13 protein-coding genes, 1 tRNA gene and 1 pseudogene are annotated in these 18,255 nt (G+C 67.2%); 3 read left to right on the top strand and 12 right to left on the bottom strand.

All coding sequences use genetic code 11. The features are described from left to right. From DAT35_RS41385 to DAT35_RS41350, 7 genes are all read right to left on the bottom strand, one after another. The gene (locus DAT35_RS41385) at nt 1-1,458 is read right to left on the bottom strand and encodes an ATP-binding protein (RefSeq protein WP_108074809.1); all 1,458 of its coding nucleotides are present in this window, start codon (nt 1,456-1,458) and stop codon (nt 1-3) included. Further along, on the bottom strand, nt 1,455-5,618 hold the full coding sequence (locus DAT35_RS41380) for a type IIL restriction-modification enzyme MmeI (RefSeq protein WP_108074808.1): 4,164 nt from the start codon (nt 5,616-5,618) through the stop codon (nt 1,455-1,457). The genes DAT35_RS41385 and DAT35_RS41380 overlap by 4 nt, the downstream gene beginning before the upstream one ends. Next, nucleotides 5,615-8,803 carry a DISARM system SNF2-like helicase DrmD gene (gene drmD, locus DAT35_RS41375; RefSeq protein WP_233262017.1) on the bottom strand — a complete coding sequence of 1,063 codons (3,189 nt, stop codon included), beginning with the start codon at nt 8,801-8,803 and terminating at the stop codon, nt 5,615-5,617. The genes DAT35_RS41380 and drmD overlap by 4 nt, the downstream gene beginning before the upstream one ends. After that, on the bottom strand, nt 8,722-9,162 hold the full coding sequence (locus tag DAT35_RS41370; protein ID WP_108074806.1) for a very short patch repair endonuclease: 441 nt from the start codon (nt 9,160-9,162) through the stop codon (nt 8,722-8,724). The genes drmD and DAT35_RS41370 overlap by 82 nt, the downstream gene beginning before the upstream one ends. Further along, on the bottom strand, nt 9,141-10,334 hold the full coding sequence (locus DAT35_RS41365; protein ID WP_108074805.1) for a DNA cytosine methyltransferase: 1,194 nt from the start codon (nt 10,332-10,334) through the stop codon (nt 9,141-9,143). Before DAT35_RS41365 ends, DAT35_RS41370 begins: the two co-directional genes overlap by 22 nt. Before the next feature lie 13 nt (nt 10,335-10,347). Next, nucleotides 10,348-10,542: a helix-turn-helix domain-containing protein gene (locus DAT35_RS41360; RefSeq protein ID WP_108074804.1), complete on the bottom strand. Its 195-nt coding sequence runs from the start codon at nt 10,540-10,542 to the stop codon at nt 10,348-10,350. A 428-nt stretch (nt 10,543-10,970) separates the two neighbouring features. Continuing rightward, on the bottom strand, nt 10,971-11,222 hold the full coding sequence (locus DAT35_RS41350; RefSeq protein WP_108074802.1) for a hypothetical protein: 252 nt from the start codon (nt 11,220-11,222) through the stop codon (nt 10,971-10,973). 167 nt (nt 11,223-11,389) lie between these two features. Between DAT35_RS41350 and DAT35_RS41345 the strand changes: the two are divergent. From DAT35_RS41345 to DAT35_RS41335, 3 genes and pseudogenes are all read left to right on the top strand, one after another. Beyond that, nucleotides 11,390-12,555: pseudogene (locus DAT35_RS41345) on the top strand (IS3 family transposase); the annotation flags it as partial. Nucleotides 12,556-12,790: 235 nt separating this feature from the next. Continuing rightward, on the top strand, nt 12,791-13,174 hold the full coding sequence (locus DAT35_RS41340) for a helix-turn-helix domain-containing protein (RefSeq protein ID WP_199243153.1): 384 nt from the start codon (nt 12,791-12,793) through the stop codon (nt 13,172-13,174). After that, nucleotides 13,174-14,358: a tyrosine-type recombinase/integrase gene (locus DAT35_RS41335; RefSeq protein WP_108074800.1), complete on the top strand. Its 1,185-nt coding sequence runs from the start codon at nt 13,174-13,176 to the stop codon at nt 14,356-14,358. The genes DAT35_RS41340 and DAT35_RS41335 overlap by 1 nt, the downstream gene beginning before the upstream one ends. Before the next feature lie 76 nt (nt 14,359-14,434). On the opposite strand, the gene DAT35_RS41330 is transcribed toward DAT35_RS41335, so the two are convergent. The 5 genes from DAT35_RS41330 to gap all read right to left on the bottom strand — a co-directional run bounded on the left by DAT35_RS41330 (nt 14,435) and on the right by gap (nt 18,206). Beyond that, nucleotides 14,435-14,516, bottom strand: a tRNA-Leu gene (locus DAT35_RS41330). 94 nt (nt 14,517-14,610) lie between these two features. Further along, nucleotides 14,611-15,078, bottom strand: a complete 468-nt coding sequence (gene secG / locus DAT35_RS41325; RefSeq protein ID WP_108074799.1) for a preprotein translocase subunit SecG — start codon at nt 15,076-15,078, stop codon at nt 14,611-14,613. Nucleotides 15,079-15,159: 81 nt separating this feature from the next. Continuing rightward, nucleotides 15,160-15,933 carry a triose-phosphate isomerase gene (gene tpiA / locus DAT35_RS41320; protein WP_108074798.1) on the bottom strand — a complete coding sequence of 258 codons (774 nt, stop codon included), beginning with the start codon at nt 15,931-15,933 and terminating at the stop codon, nt 15,160-15,162. A 34-nt stretch (nt 15,934-15,967) separates the two neighbouring features. Further along, nucleotides 15,968-17,155: a phosphoglycerate kinase gene (pgk, locus tag DAT35_RS41315; RefSeq protein WP_108074797.1), complete on the bottom strand. Its 1,188-nt coding sequence runs from the start codon at nt 17,153-17,155 to the stop codon at nt 15,968-15,970. Nucleotides 17,156-17,195: 40 nt separating this feature from the next. Continuing rightward, complete coding sequence (gap, locus tag DAT35_RS41310; protein ID WP_108074796.1) at nt 17,196-18,206, bottom strand: type I glyceraldehyde-3-phosphate dehydrogenase; 1,011 nt, start codon at nt 18,204-18,206, stop codon at nt 17,196-17,198. Between the last annotated feature and the right edge of the window lie 49 nt (nt 18,207-18,255).

Raw genomic sequence — 18,255 nt, 5'->3', positions numbered from 1 at the left:
TCAGCTCCTCCGCTTCTTGGAGGGCTTGGCCAGGTCGAGCTGGATCTTGAAGCACTCATCACCGACGGTGCCGGGCTTCACGTCTGGATCGTCGAAGAGCATCTTCGAGACGAGCCGGACCTCCTCGGCGGGCCGCGAGAAGACGATCTTCCTCGACGATGGCTTCTTCTCCTCGGGCTTCGGCAGCACGTTGTTCTTCCGAGGGTTGAACTCGACGACCTCGCTGGCTTCACCTGCCTCGTCGTTGGTGCTCGACTTCTTGGCCGTCTTGCGCGACGCGACAGCCTCGATCGCCTTGCTGAGGGGAAGCGGCTGCGCGTCCTGCCAGTAGCTCTGCTGATCGGAGCGAGGGTGGTTCTTCCAGTCGTTCGTGTACGAGATCCAGACCCTCATCCCCTCCTTCATCTTCACGAGGGACTCAAGCCAGAGCTCCGACGACGCGTCGAGAGCGCGCTTGGTGGTCGTGACCGGCAGCTTCTTCGCGTCCTTCGCGCGGAACTCGATGATGCCGGTGATGACCGAGAACTGTGGGTGGTAGAGCGGGACGAGCGGAAGATCGCCCCAGCCCGTGAGGCGGCTCTTGTCGCCGACGATGACCGCGCGGTCATTGCAGAGGACCGTCCACCCTGCCGTGGCCGACGCGCGCTGCCCCGAGAAGTCCGCGTCGTCGTCATCGTCGTCTCCCTCGGAACGGCGGCTGGTGTTGAGGCCCACGGTGATCGACACGGTCACGTCGCCGGTCGTCTTGCGGAAGACGTAGGGAGCCGGACCGTCCTCGCGCGGCGAAACGAGCACCTCGACGTGAACCGGCGTCACGCTCTGCCCGTTGATTTCGATCTTGAACCCCCACTGGAGGAACATCGTGAAGTGCTGCGAGATCGCCGTGGTCACCTCATTGACGAAGGCGGGGTTCACGAAGTGCCTGGCGATGCCCTCATTCAGCTCGCTGACGTAGATGGTCGTGCCATGCTCCTTGAGGTTTTCGCTCGCCTTGGTCGGTTCCTTGATGGGCAGCGGATCCCAGTTCGTCGCGTCGAGCCACTCGGACGTGATCGGGACTTCGTAGGTGTCGTCGCCGTGGCGAGTCTTCACCAGCGCGTTGCGACCCATCTTGAAGATCGCGCGCTTCATGCCGACGCCGTACATGCCGATCGTCTCGGTGTCGGAATCGCGGTTGTCGTCGGGCTCGCGCCCCATCTTGAACGCGTAGTTCTTCGCGACCTCGCGCGGGATGCCGCCGCAGTTGTCCTCGATGGAGAAATGGTCCTTCGCCAGCGTGATCTTGACCCAGTACTTGCCGTAGTCCGGCTTGCCACCGTTCCCAAGGCGAAGCGCGCCGTCGAGGCAGTTGTCGATGAGGTCGAGGATGGCGTCCTCGAGCTTGATGTCGCGCGTCAGCATCGACACGAAGAACTGCTTCGTCGGGACCGCCTTGGCGGTATCTGTGCTCAGCTTCATCGGCTGGTCCTCCGTGTACTGGCCTTCTTCGCCGGAGCGGCGGCCTTGGTCTTCGAAGTCGTCGCGGGCGCGGGCGCCTCTGCGAGCGCGAGTGCCCCTTGTCCGGCGGGCGCAGTCGTCGCGCGACCCTTCGTCGAGCGAGGCTTCGTCGCAGGTGCCGCCGCCTGCTCTTCCTCGTACCGCTGGCGGTTCAGCTCGCCCAGACGCTGCAGCACCTCGACACGCGCTGCCTCCGACATCGTGAACCGATGCCGGTCATTTTCGGGGAGGTAAGCGACATCGTAAAACCCATGCATCAGATGCAGATCATTCCAGCCGTACGCAGCCACAAGAGTCTCGTCGATGCGACGATGGAGGTCTCGGAGTCGAAGGATTCGTTCGTCGGATTCTTCGACGGTGTGGAAACGCCGATACAGCTTCGTGAGGCCAATCCCATCGGCCCGCATGATGTCGCCGCGCAGCCGCTGATACTCCTCGCCAAGGGTGAACAAGGGCGAGTCGTCGGCCATATGACCAGCCTCGGGCAGAGGATAGGTCTCGAAGGCGTCCGTAGGGCTGTACCGTAGGTCGCTCTTCAGCCTCGACGAGTGCTGCCACGCAAACGCGACGTGGATGCTCGACTGGAGCACCGCGAGGTGCGCAGAACTGTCGAGGGCGAAGACCACGGTTGCGTCGGAGAACACCGAGGAGGTCGGGACGAAGGTGAATGCGACCGTCTTCGTGTGCCGCGTGATCGCGATTACACGGCTTAGCGTCCGCTTCGCAGCCGGAGCTGCAGCCTTACTCTGCTCAAAGAACGAGCGCGCACCGGAGACCCTGTAGAACTCGGGACGGTGGCGCCAGTAGAGCCACCACATCGACATGATGTTGCTGTAAGACTTCTCTTTGCTCTTCTCGAGACGTTCCGGGTACACATGCGTCTTGAGCCACACGTAGGGCTCGCGGTAGGAGGAGGCGCGCTTTTCGGGCCAGTCCCAGAAGTTGATGACCCAGCGACTCGCGTTCTGCTGTGGGTCGGAGTTCAGATCGTCGCCGTTCAGGTAGGGGAAGATGACTTCCGCGTTCCGCGGGTCCGCGGCGAGCATTCGTTGGGCCTCGTCAGGGGGAAGAACAAAGCCCATTCCCAGCACGATCGAGCCCTGAAACGAGATGCCTGCGTTTGCGCGGAGCGGTTTCGGACTCCAGTCCTCATTGCCGGAAAGGAACGCCGACACCGTGGGGACCGTCCTGCCGCAGAGATGTCGACGCCCCAGCCACTCGCCCTTGCAGACGTGGATGCAGCTCGTCACCACGGCAGCTTTCCCCGGCCACGGTTCGTTAGGATACGCGGCGATGATGACCGCCCCGTTTGTCGTCATCCACTCCAAGCCGCCTTGGCGGGTGTCTCCCTCTGCGATGGTCTTGGTGGCCAGGAGTCCGAAGATTCCGCCTCCCCGTAGAAGGCCAAAGGCGCGCCTGAAGAAGTGTGCGACGAGGTCGGTGTTCCCGCTTGCCGGAGGATGGAGCTTCGCAAGGAACGTGTTGTATGCGCCGCCCATCACAGTGCTGATCCGTCGGCCCCCGAGGAAGGGCGGGTTGCCGACGATGGCGTCGAAGCCGGGCGAGTCGCGGTGGAAGACATCCGGGAACTCGAGCGGCCAGTGGAACGGGCGTCGAGGCACGCCGCCCAGGGCGTCCTTCGCGAGGTCCGCATGCGTCCGCTTGGTCAGGGACTCGGTGGCGCGCTCCTCGCCCTTCACGACACGGTCGGCCTCCGACGCTAGGGCCGAGAGCCGCCTTTCGAGCACCTCGCTGCCCTCGGCCGCAAAGACCACGCCGATAAACGCATCGGCGAGCAGCTCGGCGGCCTTGAGCTTCTTCCGCGCATCGGCGTCGAGCGTGGCCATCGCCTCGACGTCGCGGATGTCGCGAATAGGGATCTCGTGCAGCTTGCGCCGTAACTCGACGGCCTCGGCGACCGCGCGCTCGATGGCCTTGCCGAACAGGCGCGCCTGCCGCGTGGCCGAAGGATCGAGCGTCAGCTCCGTGAGCTGCTCAAGGCGGCTGATGCCGAGCAGGCTGTCGCCTCGACGGAGGTTGTGGTCGAGGAAGCCGAAGGGCCGTCCCTTCGAGAGCGTGACCAGCCAGAGCGAGAGCTTCGCCAGCTCGACGGCGAGCGGGTTCAGGTCGACGCCGTAGAGGCAGCGCTCGGCCACGATGCGCCGCGCGTTCTCGGCGCGCACCTCGACGCCGGGCGGCATGCTCTCGACGCTGGTGCGCGGCTCGTGGACCTGCCCAGTGAGGTCGACGACGCGGCCCGCCCCCTCTTCGATGGCCCACGCCTCGACGAGGCGCGCGCTCAGGAAGCGGCACGCCTGCACGAGGAACGCGCCGGAGCCCATCGCCGGGTCGCAGACCTTGAGGTCGAGGAGCTGTTCGGGCGTCTTCAGCTTCCACTCGGCGCGCGGCGCGCCCTTCGCGGGGCCGTCGTAGACGAGCGGCGTGAGCGTCTCTTCGACGATGCGCTCGGTGAGGCTCTTGGGCGTGTAGTGCGTGCCCGTCTCGCGCCGGTCGGCGCCGAGCACCACGACGAACGCGCCCTTCGGGTGGACCAGCGGGTAGCCCCACGGATCGGTGCGGAGCAGCCGCACATAGGGCTGGAGCCGGTCGCGGAGCTTCACGTCGCCGCGACACGCCGACAGCAGGCGCGCACTCTGCTGCGGCTCGACCTTGGCGGCCAGCTCCTTCTCGATGGCCGACTGCGAGCGCTTCGAGCGTTCGACGAGCAGGCTCGTGACGGCTGCCTTGCCGTCGAGGCGCTTGGACTCCAGCTCGCCGAGCGTGACGCGGGCGTCCTTGGCCTGTGCGCCCGCTTCGAGTTCCAACGTCACGTCCTCGACGCGCGCGACGGTGCGTTCGAGCAGACCCTCGTAGACGTGGCCGATCTGCTCGACGTCGAGCGCGCGGTACGAGAGCGTGCGCCCCTCGAAGGTCTGGATGGCTTCGAGCAGCAGCAGCACCGTGCGGTCGTCGATGGGCAGCGGCTCGGCGCGATGCTGGCGCCACGAGGTGCCCTTCAGCCTTCCTTCGAGGAAGGGGAAGCGGTCGGGATCGAAGAGCGAGCCGCCCATCGTGGGCAGGCGCAACGTCGGGTGGTCGATGCCACCGAACACAGCACGGAACACGGCCAGGAGCCGCGACCACGCCGCACGCCGCCGCTCAAGGATCTCGTCGTTCTCGGTGCGAAGCTGCATGCGCAGCGTCGAGACCGCGTAGAACGAGTCGTACCGGGGCTCGCCCAAGAGCAGGAGCCTGCGCTCCTCGGCCGCGAGGAGGAAGACGAGCCGCATCATCACGGTGAGTCCGGCCTCGTAAAGCTCCTGCGGCTTCACGTCGCGGAGCAGTTCGCGGTTGCGGTCCTGATCGGCGCGGTCCAGCGCCTGCACCAGCACCTCGATGGCGCGCCGGACCTGGTCGCCGAGGGCGTCGGTGACCTCATCCTGGTGCTTTAGCGAGCGCTCGAAGAGCGCCGGGAGCCGGTCCTGCTCGGGTGCGAAGAAGCGGCGCACGCCGAGCAGCGACGCGAACGCGCGCAGCGTCGCGGGCTCCTGGCCCCAGATGCGCGCGTACCAGCTCACGAAGGTCGCCACCTGGCCCGTGGGCGCGTGGACCAGCATCCAGCGCTCGCCGTTCGTGACGAGGCCGAAGGGCTTGTTCAGCGCGCGCAGGTGCAGCGCCATGCGGTCGCCCGGCGAGCACGAGAGGCCGCCGAACTTCATCGACGCCGAGATGTCGGTGTCGGGCGGGAACACATGGACGGGCGCGAGGGGCGCGCCGCCTTGAGTCGGGTCGACGAAGACGAGCTCGGGCGTGATGGTCGTGTCGTGTTCCGGCAGGTTGACGACCGACGCGGGCACGGCCTTCCCGGCCTTCAGCAACTGGTCGTCGGCCTCGAGCGCGGTGCGCAGCACCTCGTCGATCCACGCGGCGTGCAGCTTCTCGAGATCGGCGTCGTCGGCGTCGACCGCGTCGCGCCACTCCTCGTAGGCGCTGCGCAGACGCTTAGCGCGCGAGGTGTCCAGTTCCTCAAGCCCCTGGGGGAACACCTCGCGGAGCACCGGCACCGCGAGGAACGGGCCCGAGACCTCAAGCAGGTTCAGCCACTCGTGCTTGGCGCTCACGACTTCCTCCGGCTGGCGAGCGACTCGGGCACCAGGAGGATCACCGAGACGGGGAACGTGTGGTCGACGAGCCCGGTGTGGCGCTCCTCGATGGCGAGGCGCTCGCGTTCGCGCTCCTCGGGGATGCGCCGCAGACGCGCCTCAAGAGCGAGCCGGTCGCGCCGGAGCTGGGTGCGCTCGTCCTCGGAGAAGAGCGAGAGCTGCTTCGGCTCCTCCTTGTTCAGCTCTGCCTCGAGGTTCTTCGCGAGGTCGTCGAGGAGCTGGGTCATGTCCTCGATCTCGCGGCGCTTGCGTGACTCCAGCGTGCCGCCGAGCACCTTGAGGCGGTCCTTCGAACGCGTGCCGACGGCGCTCAGGACGGCCTCCGTGTGCTTCTGGAATCGCGTGCGCAGGGCGTCGAAGAGCGAATCGTCGATGGTGCCCGGCGCCGACGAGTCGAGCCAGTCGCGCAGCTTGGTGATGCCGTCCTCGCGCTTGAAGCCCGCGTCGCGCAGGTAGCCGCCCGTCTCGGTCAACTCCTCGTGGAGGCGATGGTGGTTACCGCCCGTGATGACCAGGCGCGAGACCACGGCGACAGCGGGGCCATTGAGCTTCGCGTCGGGCAGCGTGCGCACAGTGACGCGGTTCAGCTTCTTCACGTCGTCGCGAGCCCACACCTCGGCGCGCAGGAGCCGCAGGCTCATCTGCACGAGCGGGTGGTTCAGGTGGACGAGCACGACGTCGTCGCGCCCCTTAGCGACCTCGTGGTCGAAGGTGATGGGGCGGATGCGCTTCGTGTACGGGTGCTCAAGCCCGTCGAGGCACCGTGACCACGAACCCGCGAGGGCGGGCATCTGGAACACGCGCGCGTCGGGAAGCTCGGGCAGCTTCGCGGGCGTGAGGTCCGGCTTGTCGGTGAGCGCGAGGGCGACGCGCACCACGCGCTCGATGCGGTCGGGCGTGAGGTGCTGCTCGCTGCGCGTCGTCGTGAGCCGCTCGTGGAGCTTGGCGATGCGCTCGCGCAGCTCGCGCTCGGCCTTCACGTACCGGCGGGCGCGTTCGATGCGCTTCTCGGCGAGGCCGGTGTCGAGCTCGCGGCGGCGGCCTTCGAGGAGCGCCGGCAACTGCGGGGCGATGACCGGGTTCACGCTGCCCATGTCGGCGCGCATGGCGTCGAGCTTGCGAAGTGCGCGGAGGATGTCGTCGCCGTGGCCACCGCTCGCGTCGACGGGGTGCCAGATGACGACCTCGCTCTGCTTCTGCCCGTGACGGTCGACGCGGCCGTTCCGCTGCTCCATCACATTCGGGTTGTAGGGGATCTCGACGTGAACCAGCAGGTTGCAGTGGTTCTGCAGGTCGATGCCTTCCGAGGCAGCGTCGGTCGCGAGCAGGATGCGCACAGGCGACTCGCGCGGGTCGGCCTGGAACGCCGCCTTGATGCTCTCTCGCTCCTTCGGGTCCATGCCGCCGAAGAGCAGCGCGAGACGGTCGCCGCCGAAGTCATGGCTGGCGAGGATCTCGTGCAGCCACTTCTGCGTGGCGCGGTACTCGGTGAAGAGGATGACGCGCGCGTCCGACCACGCACCCTTGGGGCGCAGGTTCGCGTCGAGCCAACGAATGAGCGCTTCTGCCTTGGAGTCGGGCCGATGATTCGCTTGCTCGGCCCACGAGCGCAGGCGCCCCAGGAGCCTCTTCTCATCGGCCGAGAGTGGGCGTAAGCGGCGGCTCGCCTCTTCGATGGCCTCGGCCTCGGCGGACTCGCGTGTGTCGTCGTCGGCGTAGTCCTCTTCGGTCTTCGCGATCGCGCGACGGAGGATGCGCTCGTCGAGCCCCGAGCTGCGGCGCGCTTCGCCCTTGCCCTCGATGGTCGCGGAGTGGCGAGCGAGGGTCGACGCGAACGCGGCGGGCGATGACGCGAGCCGCTTGCGCAGGAGCTGGTGGACGAAGTGTGAGGCGGCACCCTCGCGCTCGTCCTGCTTCTCGCGGCTGGCGATGTACTCTTCGAGGAGCTGTCGCGCCTCGCGCTCCTCGGCGGTGTACTCGACGTTCAGCACTTCGAGGCGCCGCACCGGGTAGAGCTTCTTGCCCTTGGTGTCGACGAGGTCGCTCTTGAGGCGACGCACCATCACGCGCGCGAGCTGGTCTTCGGGCGGCAGGATGTTGCGCGAGAAGCGCTGGTCGTCGAGCAGCTCAAGGAGCGCAGTGAACGATTCGGTGTAGCCATCGTGCGGCGTCGCGGTGAGGAAGAGCTTGTGCTGGAAGTGCGGCGCGAGCAGGCGCACGAGGCGCGTGCGCAGGCTCTCGACAGCGTACTTGCCGACGGTGGGCGCGACGTTGTGGGCTTCGTCGACGACGAGCATGTCGAAGCGGCGCGGGAATGTCGGCTGCGGCGGGAGCACGTCGCGCAGAAGCCGGATGCCTTCGCCTTGCTTCGCCCAGTCGATGGAGGCAATGAGCCTCGGGAACGAGGTCCACGGGTTGGCATGCAGGCCGCGCTCGCGGCGTGAGCTCTTCACCGAGTCGGTGTCGACGATGCGGAACTCGAGGCCGAACTTCTCGGCCATCTCGCTGCGCCACTTCTCCTGCAGCGACGACGGGCAGAGCACGAGGATGGTCCGCGCGCGATGGCGCAGGAGCATCTCCTGGATGACGAGGCCTGCCTCGATGGTCTTGCCGAGGCCGACGTCGTCGGCGATCAGCAGATTCGTCCGCGCCATGTCGATCGCGCGAACGAGCGGGTCGAGCTGGTAGTCCTCGATGCTAACGCCGCTGCGAAACGGCGCCTGGAGGTAGCCGCGATCTGCATTCGTCGCCGCCCCCCAGCGCACGGCGTCTAGGAAAGCTTCGAGCTTCGAGGGATCGTCGAGCGCCGAGAGCGTCGGCAAGCCCGCGCGCTCAATGACGTGTGCGCCCGGCTCGAGCTCCCACAGGACCTCGATTTCCTCGCCGAGTGCGTCCTCATCGATCGACGCGAGCTTCACGAGGTTGCGCCTCGGCAGCTCGGGCGAGACCGACGACGCATCGACATCCGAGACGATCCACTGGCGACGCCGCACTTCGACGAGCTGGCCGGGTTCAGGCGCGGTCGAGGACAGCACGGAGGTGTCCGTCGCGAGGTGTGTCGTCATGCTCGGCTCCGCGCTTTGCGCTTCTCGATGATCTTCGCGATCCGCCTCGCGGCCTGCTCGGGCGGCTCGTGGGCCCACACGCGCACAACCTTCCACCCCTCGGTGCGCAGACGCTCGTCGGTGTCACGGTCACGCTCTTGGTTCGCGACGATCTTCGCACGCCAGAACTCGGCGTTCTCCTTCGGCCAGGTCGCGTGCAGCGGGCAGCCGTGCCAGAAGCAGCCATCTACGAAAACGGCGACGCGAAGGCCGCCGAAGACGACGTCGGCGACCCGGCGGGGCTTGGTCAGGACGGGAACATGGATGCGGTAGCGGAGGCCGCGTGCGTGCAGCTCGCGGCGCAGCACCGATTCGGCAGACGTGTTCTTCTGCCGGACGCGCTGCATGCGTCGGCGCACTTCAGGCGTCGACGCTTCTACCCGTACGCTCGCGGCCATTCCGCCCCCCCGCGGTGGTTCGTCGACGGCGAGAGCTGGCCGACGTGTTGATGGTTGGCGCGCGCGACGAAGCTCTCACCGTGCTGCTTCACGTGCTCGATGATGCTCTGCCCAATCACGCGGCCGAGGTCGACGGGCACCGCGTTGCCTATCATGCGGCCGAGCGCCTTGAACTGGATCGGCTGGTCGTCAGGGATGAACGAGTAATCCTTCGGGAACCCCTGGAGCAAGGCGCCCTCGCGCAGCGAGAGGCCTCGAGCCTGAGTGGGGTGTCCGAAGCGACCGTTGCCGAACCCATAGAACTGGGTGGTCAGCGTCGGCGCGGGCTCGTCGTACTTCATGCGGCCGTAGACGGCGGGGTACTTCTTGCCCGTGCTCTTCGTGTGGCACTTGGCGACGAGGTGCTTCGGCCAATCGCGCCAAGTGCCCCCCGGCTTCGAGTGGCGAATGCGCTCGTAGTTCAGATCGGAGAGGCGGGAAGCGGTGTGCAAGCGGTCGTCCTTGTCCGTGCCGCCATGCCTCAGGACCGGCAGATCCTTGATGACGTCTTCGACGGTTCGAGCCTCTGAGACGACGGGCTCACGCAGCTCGATCTCTCCGTGGAGCGACGCGAGGAGGACGGTTCGGTTGCGGCGCTGCGGCAGGCCATACTGCGCGCAGTCGATGACGTCGACCCAAACCTTGTAGCCGAGGCTCTCGAGCGTGCTCTTGAAGTTCTTGAACACCGAGTGCCTCGTCACGGTGGGGACGTTCTCCATCGTGACGATGTCGGGGAGCAACTCCCTGACCAACCGTCCAAAGTGGTTGAGGAGGCTCCATCGCTGATCGTCCTCGACCTTCTCCTCCTTCTGGTAACGGAGGGCGTACGTCGAGAAGGGCTGGCACGGCGCGCAACCCGCGAGAACACGTACCTTGGCATCGCCGAACCACTGGGCGACCGTCGACGCATCGAGCTCGGCGACGTCGGCCTGGTGAAACTCGATTCCTTCGTGGTTGGCCTCGTAGGGGTGCCTGCACGCCTCCTCGAAGTCGACCCCTGCGCGGACCTTCACGCCCGCGCTGATGAGACCGTGGGTGAGTCCGCCCGCTCCGCAGAAGAGATCGACGCACACGACATCGCCATCGGGCCGCTCTGCCCGTCCTCTCGTCGTCGTGGGTGCCTTCTTCGCCATGCCTTCGGTTACCTCACTCGTCGTCTCGCTGCGCGTCAGCGGCCTTTCCGTTGTGGACCCAGTCGTCGACCTCGGACCGCTTGAACTTCCAGAGGCGTCCGATGCGATGTCCTGGCAGTCCTTTCCTCTCGATCCATGCGTACACGGTGTCCTTGCTGATCCCGAGGTACTCGGCGATCTCGCCGACTGAGAGCCATCGATCGTCCATCTTGGGTCTCCCTCTCGGGGCTTCTTGACCGTCGTGTCGGCTTCGGCGCGGCCCGATGATAGCGCCTCTGGGTCCATGAAATCAACGGACTTTGCAGGATCTTGGCCGGTTTCATCGGGTTTCGTGGGATCAGAGCGGGACGAGGCCCCCTCCGAGTCTGCCGCGCGCGCAGGGGCGGCGATCCCGGGGGGGGGCGGAAGGGCCGGCGGCACGCGCGTGTCGTGGGGAGTTATCGCCAGACACGCGACTGGTCGTGGTCTGGGACAGCGACTGAGCGCGCCACGCCGCCCGCTGCTCGGCCCACGTGCCGGCGTGGGCGACCGCGCGGAGGGTCCGCTCGGCCATCGGCTCGGCGCCGTCGACGGCTTCGAGCTCGAGGACGCGGGCTTGGAGGTCGGGCGCGAGCAGGAGCAGGTCGAGCAGCCGGGTCACCTTCGCGGGCGGTCGGAGTAGAGATGCCGCAGCTCGTCGGCCACGTTCTTCTCGAACCTACCGTCCAGCGTGCCGCTAACGTCCATCCGCGTGACGAAGTCCCGGAAGTCGAGCCGCGGGGAGACGTGCCCGAGTAACACCGCGGCAAGGTGGTCGTGGAAGAGCGACGCCAGCTGCCGCTCCGCGCCCCTCACCCGCTCAACGAGCGTTTCACCGTGAGCTAGTAGCCAGGTCCCTTCCTCCATCATCCGTGCACGCTCGGAACGATTGACCGGCGCCCCTACCCCGTCACAGGCTGTGAGGTAACGACGATGGTGTGCACGGTGCTCGCGTACCTCTTCGAGCCGCTCCCGTGTGAGCCTGCCCCGGTTTTGTGGACACACCCAATAAGTCGGCTACACGGGAGGTAGTGTCCATGGAGCGAAGGAAGAGGCGGAGTTTCACCCCGGAGTTCAGGTCCGATGCGGTCCGGCTGGTGCGTGAGGGCGGCAAGAGCCTGCCCCAGGTGGCCAAGGACCTGGACCTGACGGAGTCGGCGCTGCGCAACTGGGTACGCGAGGCAGACGGCGACAAGGGCAAGGAGCCGGCAGGCGCGCTCTCCACGGCCGAGCGGGAGGAACTGGTCAGGCTGCGCAAGGAAGTGCGCCATCTGGAGATGGAGCGTGACTTCCTAAAAAAAGCAGCAGCCTTCTTCGCGAAGGAGACCTCGAAGTGAAATTCGAGTTCATCGAGGCGCAGAAGGCCCATTTTCCCGTGGATTTCATGTGCCAGCAGTTGGGCGTCTCGCGCTCGGGCTACTACGCCTGGAAGCAGCGCCCGGAGTCCGAGCGGCACAAGGCGGACCGGACCCTGGCCGAGGTAGTGACGGCGGTGCACAAGGAGAGCCGCGGCACGTACGGTAGCCCGCGCGTGCATGCCGAGCTGCGTGCCCGTGGGCAGCTGGTGAGCCGCAAGCGCGTGGCCCGCCTCATGCGCCAGCAAGAGCTGGCTGCCCGCCAGAAGCGCCGCTTCGTGCGGACGACGGACTCACGCCACAACCAGCCCGTGGCGCCCAACATCCTTGAGCGCAACTTCTCCCCCGGCCAGCCCGATTGCACCTGGGCCACGGACATTACCTACGTGGGGACGAGGTAGGGCTGGCTCTACCTGGCCGTCGTCATGGACCTCTTCTCACGCAAGGTGGTGGGCTGGTCGATGAGCCAGAACATCGACCGGCACCTGGTGCTCAACGCGCTGGACATGGCGCTCAAGGGACGCCAGCCGCCGCGCGGGCTGCTGCATCACTCGGACCGGGGCAGCCAGTACGCCAGCACCGACTACCAGCAGGCGCTGGCCGCTCGCGGGATTCAATGCAGCATGTCACGCAAGGGCAACTGCTGGGACAACGCCGTGGTGGAGAGCTATTTCAGCACCTTGAAGCAGGAGCTCGTCTACACCGCCGACTTCGCCACGCACGAGCAGGCTCGGCTGGCCCTCTTCGAGTACATCGAGGTCTTCTACAATCGGCAGAGGCGGCACTCGACGCTGGGCTACGTCAGCCCCGTGGATTTTGAGCTTGCGGCCTTACCGCAGAAGTTGGCACCATAACCCTACTGTCCACGTAACCGGGTCAAGCCCAGCCGGGCACTGGCCCACCAGCGCGGGCATACGCCCGGCATGAAGGCCACGCTCTCTTGAGCGAGGAGAGGCCACCTTCCGGAAGGAAGGACTCCTCGCCCATCTGTCCGCCGGTCCCGGCTGCGCAACGCAGCCGCCTTGAGGGACCGACAGTCCGTCAGCAAGGCACCGGTCGTGCCCCGGTGACCACGGGTCTGTCGTGTCGCAACTCGAAGAAGTCGTTCGCTTCATCATCCGTGACGAAGTCCGCCGGGCAGTGCGCGAGGAGGTGCGCGCCGCTCTCGCGGAGGCGCGCGGTGCTGTCCAGCCGGATACCGAATTCCTCACCGTCAAGGACGCGGCCTCCCTCGCCCAGGTGAGCGCCGCCACGGTGCGAGCATGGGTCCAGAGCGGGCACCTCCCCTGCCTCCGAACTGGACGGCTGTGGCGCATCCGCAAGGACCAGCTCCTCAGCTTCCTGGAGCGTGGCCCTTCCCCGGCCGACGCCGCGCTTTCCCTCGAGGAGCGGGCCACCCGCATCCTCGCGCGGCGCGCCGCTGACGCCTCCACCCAAACACCACCCGAAAGAAAGGAGTGTCCCTGATGGGGACCGTGTACCTGCGTGGCAAGACGTACTGGATGGCCTACCGGGACAGCAGCGGCAAGCGCGTCCAGGAGTCGACCGGCCTCACCCGAGAGGATGAGGCGCGCGAGCTGCTCCGCATCGTCGAGCGGAAGGTGGCCGCGAGCCTCACCCACGAGGCGCCGCAGCTCGAGGGTCTCACCGTCCGCCGCTACTTCGAGCGCTGGGTCCGCGAGCGGGAAGAGCGGGGCCTGAGCAGCGCCCGGGACGACCGCACCCGCCTCGAGCGCCACGCCATACCGGACCTCGGCCATCTCCCGCTGACCGAGGTGCGCACGCGCCATGTCCGAGACCTCATCCGCAAGCTCCGCACGCGCATTGGACCGACGAAGAAGCAGCTTGCTCCCCGCACGGTGCGGCACGTGTACGGCTTGCTGCACCGGATGTTCGAGGACGCCCTCGCCGACGAGCTCATCGAGAGCAACCCATGCGTCCTCAAGAAGGGGGACCTCCCCCCGAAGGTGGACAAAAATCCGGAGTGGCGCTCCACCGCGGTCTTCACCCGCGAGGAGGTGGAGACCCTGCTCTCGGATACGCGCCTTCCGGAGGATCGGCGTGTCCTCTACGCACTCCTTTTCCTCACCGGCATGCGCATCGGCGAGGCGGTAGCCCTGCGGTGGAACGCCTGGGACGCCTCGGCCCAGCCGCTGGGACGCCTCCGGGTATCCAGGGCCTTCCACCGCAAGCAGCGGCGGGAGAAGGGCGTGAAGACGGAGCGCCCCCGCGAGGTGCCGGTCCACCCCGTACTCGCCCGCGTCCTCGATGCGTGGCGCCAGGAGGGATGGGAGCGCAAGCAGGGGCGACCGCCCACGGCTGACGACCTCGTCGTGCCCTCCCGGCGTGGAGAGCACCGGCGCGACCCCGTCGTCCACGCGCAGCTCCTGGAGGACCTTGAGCTGCTCGGCCTACGAGGCCGGCGGGTCCACGACACCCGTCGCACCTTCATCAGCCTGGCACTGGCGGACGGGGCGGACCGGGACAAGCTCGCCTGGGTCACGCACGGGCCGAAGGGCGACATCGTGAGCCTCTACACGACGCTGCCCTGGGAGTCGCTCTGCTCGGAGGTGGCGAAGCTGAAGGTGGAGCTCCGGCCTCCGTCGACGCCGCCGGCCGGAGGCGCGCCGCCCTCGGACGAGGCCCCGTAGCTACAATCGAGCTACAATCCGGAGCGGAAAAGAAAAAAGCCCCCAAGTCTCAAGGACTTGGAGGCTCATTTCGGAGTGCCCAGGGCGGGATTCGAACCCGCACACCTTTCGGCGCCACCCCCTCAAGATGGTGTGTCTACCAGTTCCACCACCTGGGCAATTGCGACGCGGCCTCTAGTACCACGAACCGCGCCGACTGCAACCAACTTTTAACGACATCGCCACCCGATTCCTTTCCGGGTGGCAGCCCGCCTACTGAGCGGGAGCCGGAGCCGGAGTCGGCGCCGGAGTCTCGGCCGGACGCGGCTGCTCCATGGTGCTCGGAGCGCCCGGAGCCTGCTGCTGCTGCGCGGGAGCCGCGCCCGTCGAAGGCGCCGCCTCCTGCGGATTCGTCGCGGGAGCCTGCCCAGCCGGAGGCGCCCCAGTGGTGCCCGGCTGCGCCGGAGCCTGCTTCTGCGCCGCCGGCTTCGCCAGCGCGCCCGCCACCGAGGTGCGCATCCCCACGAAGGAGAGGCCCAGCGACGTCAGGAAGAACAGCGCCGCGCAGATGCCCGTCACCTTGCTAAGGAAGGTCGTCGCACCACGTCCACCGAAGGCGCTCGTCGCGGCACCACCACCCAGGGCCGCGCCCATTCCCGCGTCTTTCCCGGGCTGCAAAAGGATGACGAAGATCATGAACACGCACAGCAGGACGTGCACGATCGTCACGAAGGTCAACATGCTCTAACTCTTCTTTCCGGTCCTGGATGAAAGGCCGCGCAGACTAACCGAACGGCCCGGGCGGTGACAATCTTCCTGCGATCACACCCCGCCCTTCACAATCGCCGCGAAATCGCCCGCTTTCAGGCTCGCCCCGCCCACCAGCGCTCCGTCCACATCCGGCTGGCCCAGCAACTCCACCGCGTTGTCCGGCTTCACGCTCCCGCCGTACTGGATGCGCACCTGCTCCGCCGTCCCCTTGTCGTACAGCCGGCCCAGCTGCTCGCGGATGGCCCGATGCACCTCCTGGGCCTGCGCGCTGGTGGCCGTCCGCCCCGTCCCAATCGCCCACACCGGCTCGTACGCCAGGACGAAGCCCGCCACCTCGGCCGCCGGGAAGCCCTTCAGCGCCCCCGCCACCTGCCGCTCCACCACCTCCAGGGTGCGGTTGGCCTCGCGCTCGGCGAGCGTCTCGCCCACGCAGATGATGGGCGTCATCCCCGCGCCCCGCACTGCCCGGGTGCGCTTGTTCACTGTCTCGTCCGTCTCGCCGAAGTACTGCCGGCGCTCGGAGTGGCCCACGATGACGTAGGCGCACCCCACGTCCTTCAGCATCGACGCGGACACCTCGCCGGTGAACGCTCCGCTGGCCTCCCAGTGGCAATTCTGGGCGGCCAGCTTCAGGGAGGAGCCCTCTAGCTCCTTGGCGATCGCATGCAGCGCCACGAAGGATGGCGCCACGGCCACCTCCACCCGGTCTCCCGGGATGGACGCCACCAGGCCCTTGAGCTCCCGCACCAGGGCGAGCCCCTCGGGGATGGTCTTGTTCATCTTCCAGTTGCCGGCGATGAGCTTGCGTCGCGCCTGTGCCGCCATTGAGGACTCCTCCCGTGGTGTTGCGTGCGAAGGACTACTTGGTCTCCAGCGCCTTGACGCCCGGCAGATCGCGGCCCTCGAGGAACTCCAGCGAGGCCCCGCCACCGGTGGACACGTGGCTGAGCTTGTCGGCCAGCCCCATCTCGTTCACCGCCGCGGCGCTGTCTCCGCCGCCCACCACCGTCACCGCGCCCTTGTTGATGGCCATGGACTCGGCCACCGTGCGCGTGCCCGCGGCGTACTTCGGCACCTCGAACATGCCCATGGGGCCGTTCCACACCACCGTCTTCGCGTTGCGGATGTGCTCGGAGAACATGGCCCGCGTCTTCGGGCCGATGTCCAGGCCCATCAGGTTCGCGGGAATGGCCCGATCCGGCACCTCGGTCACCACGCCCTTGTCCGTGGGCTCGGTGCTCGCCACGTGGTCGATGGGCAGCACCAGCGACGTCTTCAGCCGCTGCGCCGCCTCCAGCATGCGCGTGGCCAGCGACAGCTTGTCCTCCTCCACGCGGCTCTTGCCCACTTCAATCCCCTGCGCCTTGAGGAAGGTGTACGCCATGGCGCCACCCACCAGCAGCGCGTCCACCTTGGGCAGCAGGCTCTCGATGACCTTGATCTTGTCGCTCACCTTGGCGCCGCCCAGGATGGCCACGAAGGGCTTGGCCGGGTTCTTCATCACCCCGCCCAGGTACTCCAGCTCCTTGCGCATCAGCAGGCCCGCGCCCTTCTCCTTGACGAAGGGCACCATGCCCGCGGTGGAGGCATGGGCGCGGTGCGCGGTGCCGAAGGCGTCGTTGATGTAGACGTCGGCGAAGGAGGCGAGCTCTCGCGCGAAGGCATCGTCGTTGGCCTCCTCCTCCTTGTGGAAGCGCAGGTTCTCGAGCATGAGCACCTGCCCTTCCTTCAGGTCCTTCACCAGCTTGCGCACGCCGTCACCCACGCAATCGTCGGCGAGGAGGACCTCGTGCTTGGGGCCGAGCAGCTCGCTGAGCCGAGCGGCCACCGGCTCCAGCGAGAGCTTCGGGTCCGGCCCCTTGGGGCGCCCGAGGTGGGAGGCCAGAATCACCTTCCCGCCCATCTCCAGCGCGCGCTTGATGGTCGGCAGCGCCTCGCGGATGCGGGTGTCGTCGGTGATGCGCTTGCCCTCCAGGGGAACGTTGAAGTCCACCCGGATGAAGACGCGCTTGCCGGTGAGCTGCATGTCGTCGATGTAGCGGATCATCTCGGTCCTCCCAATCGGAACGCCCGTTGGTGTTGCCTGATTAGAAGCCCTTGGCCGCGAGGAACTTCGCCGTGTCCACCATGCGGTTGGAGAAGCCCCACTCGTTGTCGTACCAGGCCATCACCTTGAGCAGGTTCCCATCCACGACCATGGTGTTGGTGGAGTCGAAGATGGAGGAGTGCGGGTTGCCGTTGTAGTCGACGGAGACGGTCTGCTCGTCGTTGTACTGGAGGATGCCCTTGAGCGCGCCCTCGGAGGCGGCCTTGAAGGCGGCGTTGACGGCGTCGATGGTGGTGGGCTTGCTGGTCACCACGCTCAGGTCCACCAGGGACACGTTCGGGGTGGGCACGCGCACCGCCAGGCCGTGCATCTTGCCCTTGAGGGCCGGCAGCACCTCACCGATGGCCTTCGCGGCGCCGGTGGAGGAGGGAATCATGTTCAGGGCGGCGGCGCGGGCGCGGCGCAGATCCTTGTGCGTGAGATCCAGGATGCGCTGGTCGTTGGTGTAGCTGTGGATGGTGGTCATCACGCCCTTCTCGATGCCGAAGTTCTCCAGCAGCACCTTGCTCACCGGCGCCAGGCAGTTGGTGGTGCACGAGGCGTTGGAGAGGATGTGGTGCTTCTTCGGATCGTACTGGTCGTGGTTGATGCCGAAGGCGATGGTGAGGTCCGGGCCCTTGGCCGGGGCGGAGATGATGACCTTCTTGGCGCCCGCGCCCAGGTGCTTCTCGGCGCCCTCGCGCTCGGTGAAGCGGCCGGTGCACTCGAGGACGATGTCCGCGCCCAGGGACTTCCAGGGCAGCGCGGTGGGATCCTTCTGGGCGGTGACGGCGATCTCCTTGCCGTCGATGATGATGGCCTTGTCCGTGGCCTTCACGGTGCCCGGCCAGGTGCCGTGCACGGAGTCGTACTTGAAGAGGTGCGCCAGCGCGGCCGGCTCATCGAGGTCGTTGATGGCGACGAAGTCCAGGTTCTCCTTGCGGCTCAGGGCTGCACGAAGAACACAGCGGCCGATGCGACCGAACCCGTTGATGGCAATCTTGGTGGCCATGTTTCAGTCTCCTTGGGAGGTTGGAAAGCTCACAGGCACACGATGGGCC

Origin of the sequence: Vitiosangium sp. GDMCC 1.1324, from assembly GCF_003044305.1 — a bacterium.
GTDB lineage: Bacteria > Myxococcota > Myxococcia > Myxococcales > Myxococcaceae > Archangium.
Note: the sequence above shows the minus strand (reverse complement) of the source record. Positions and strands in the feature narration are given on the sequence as shown.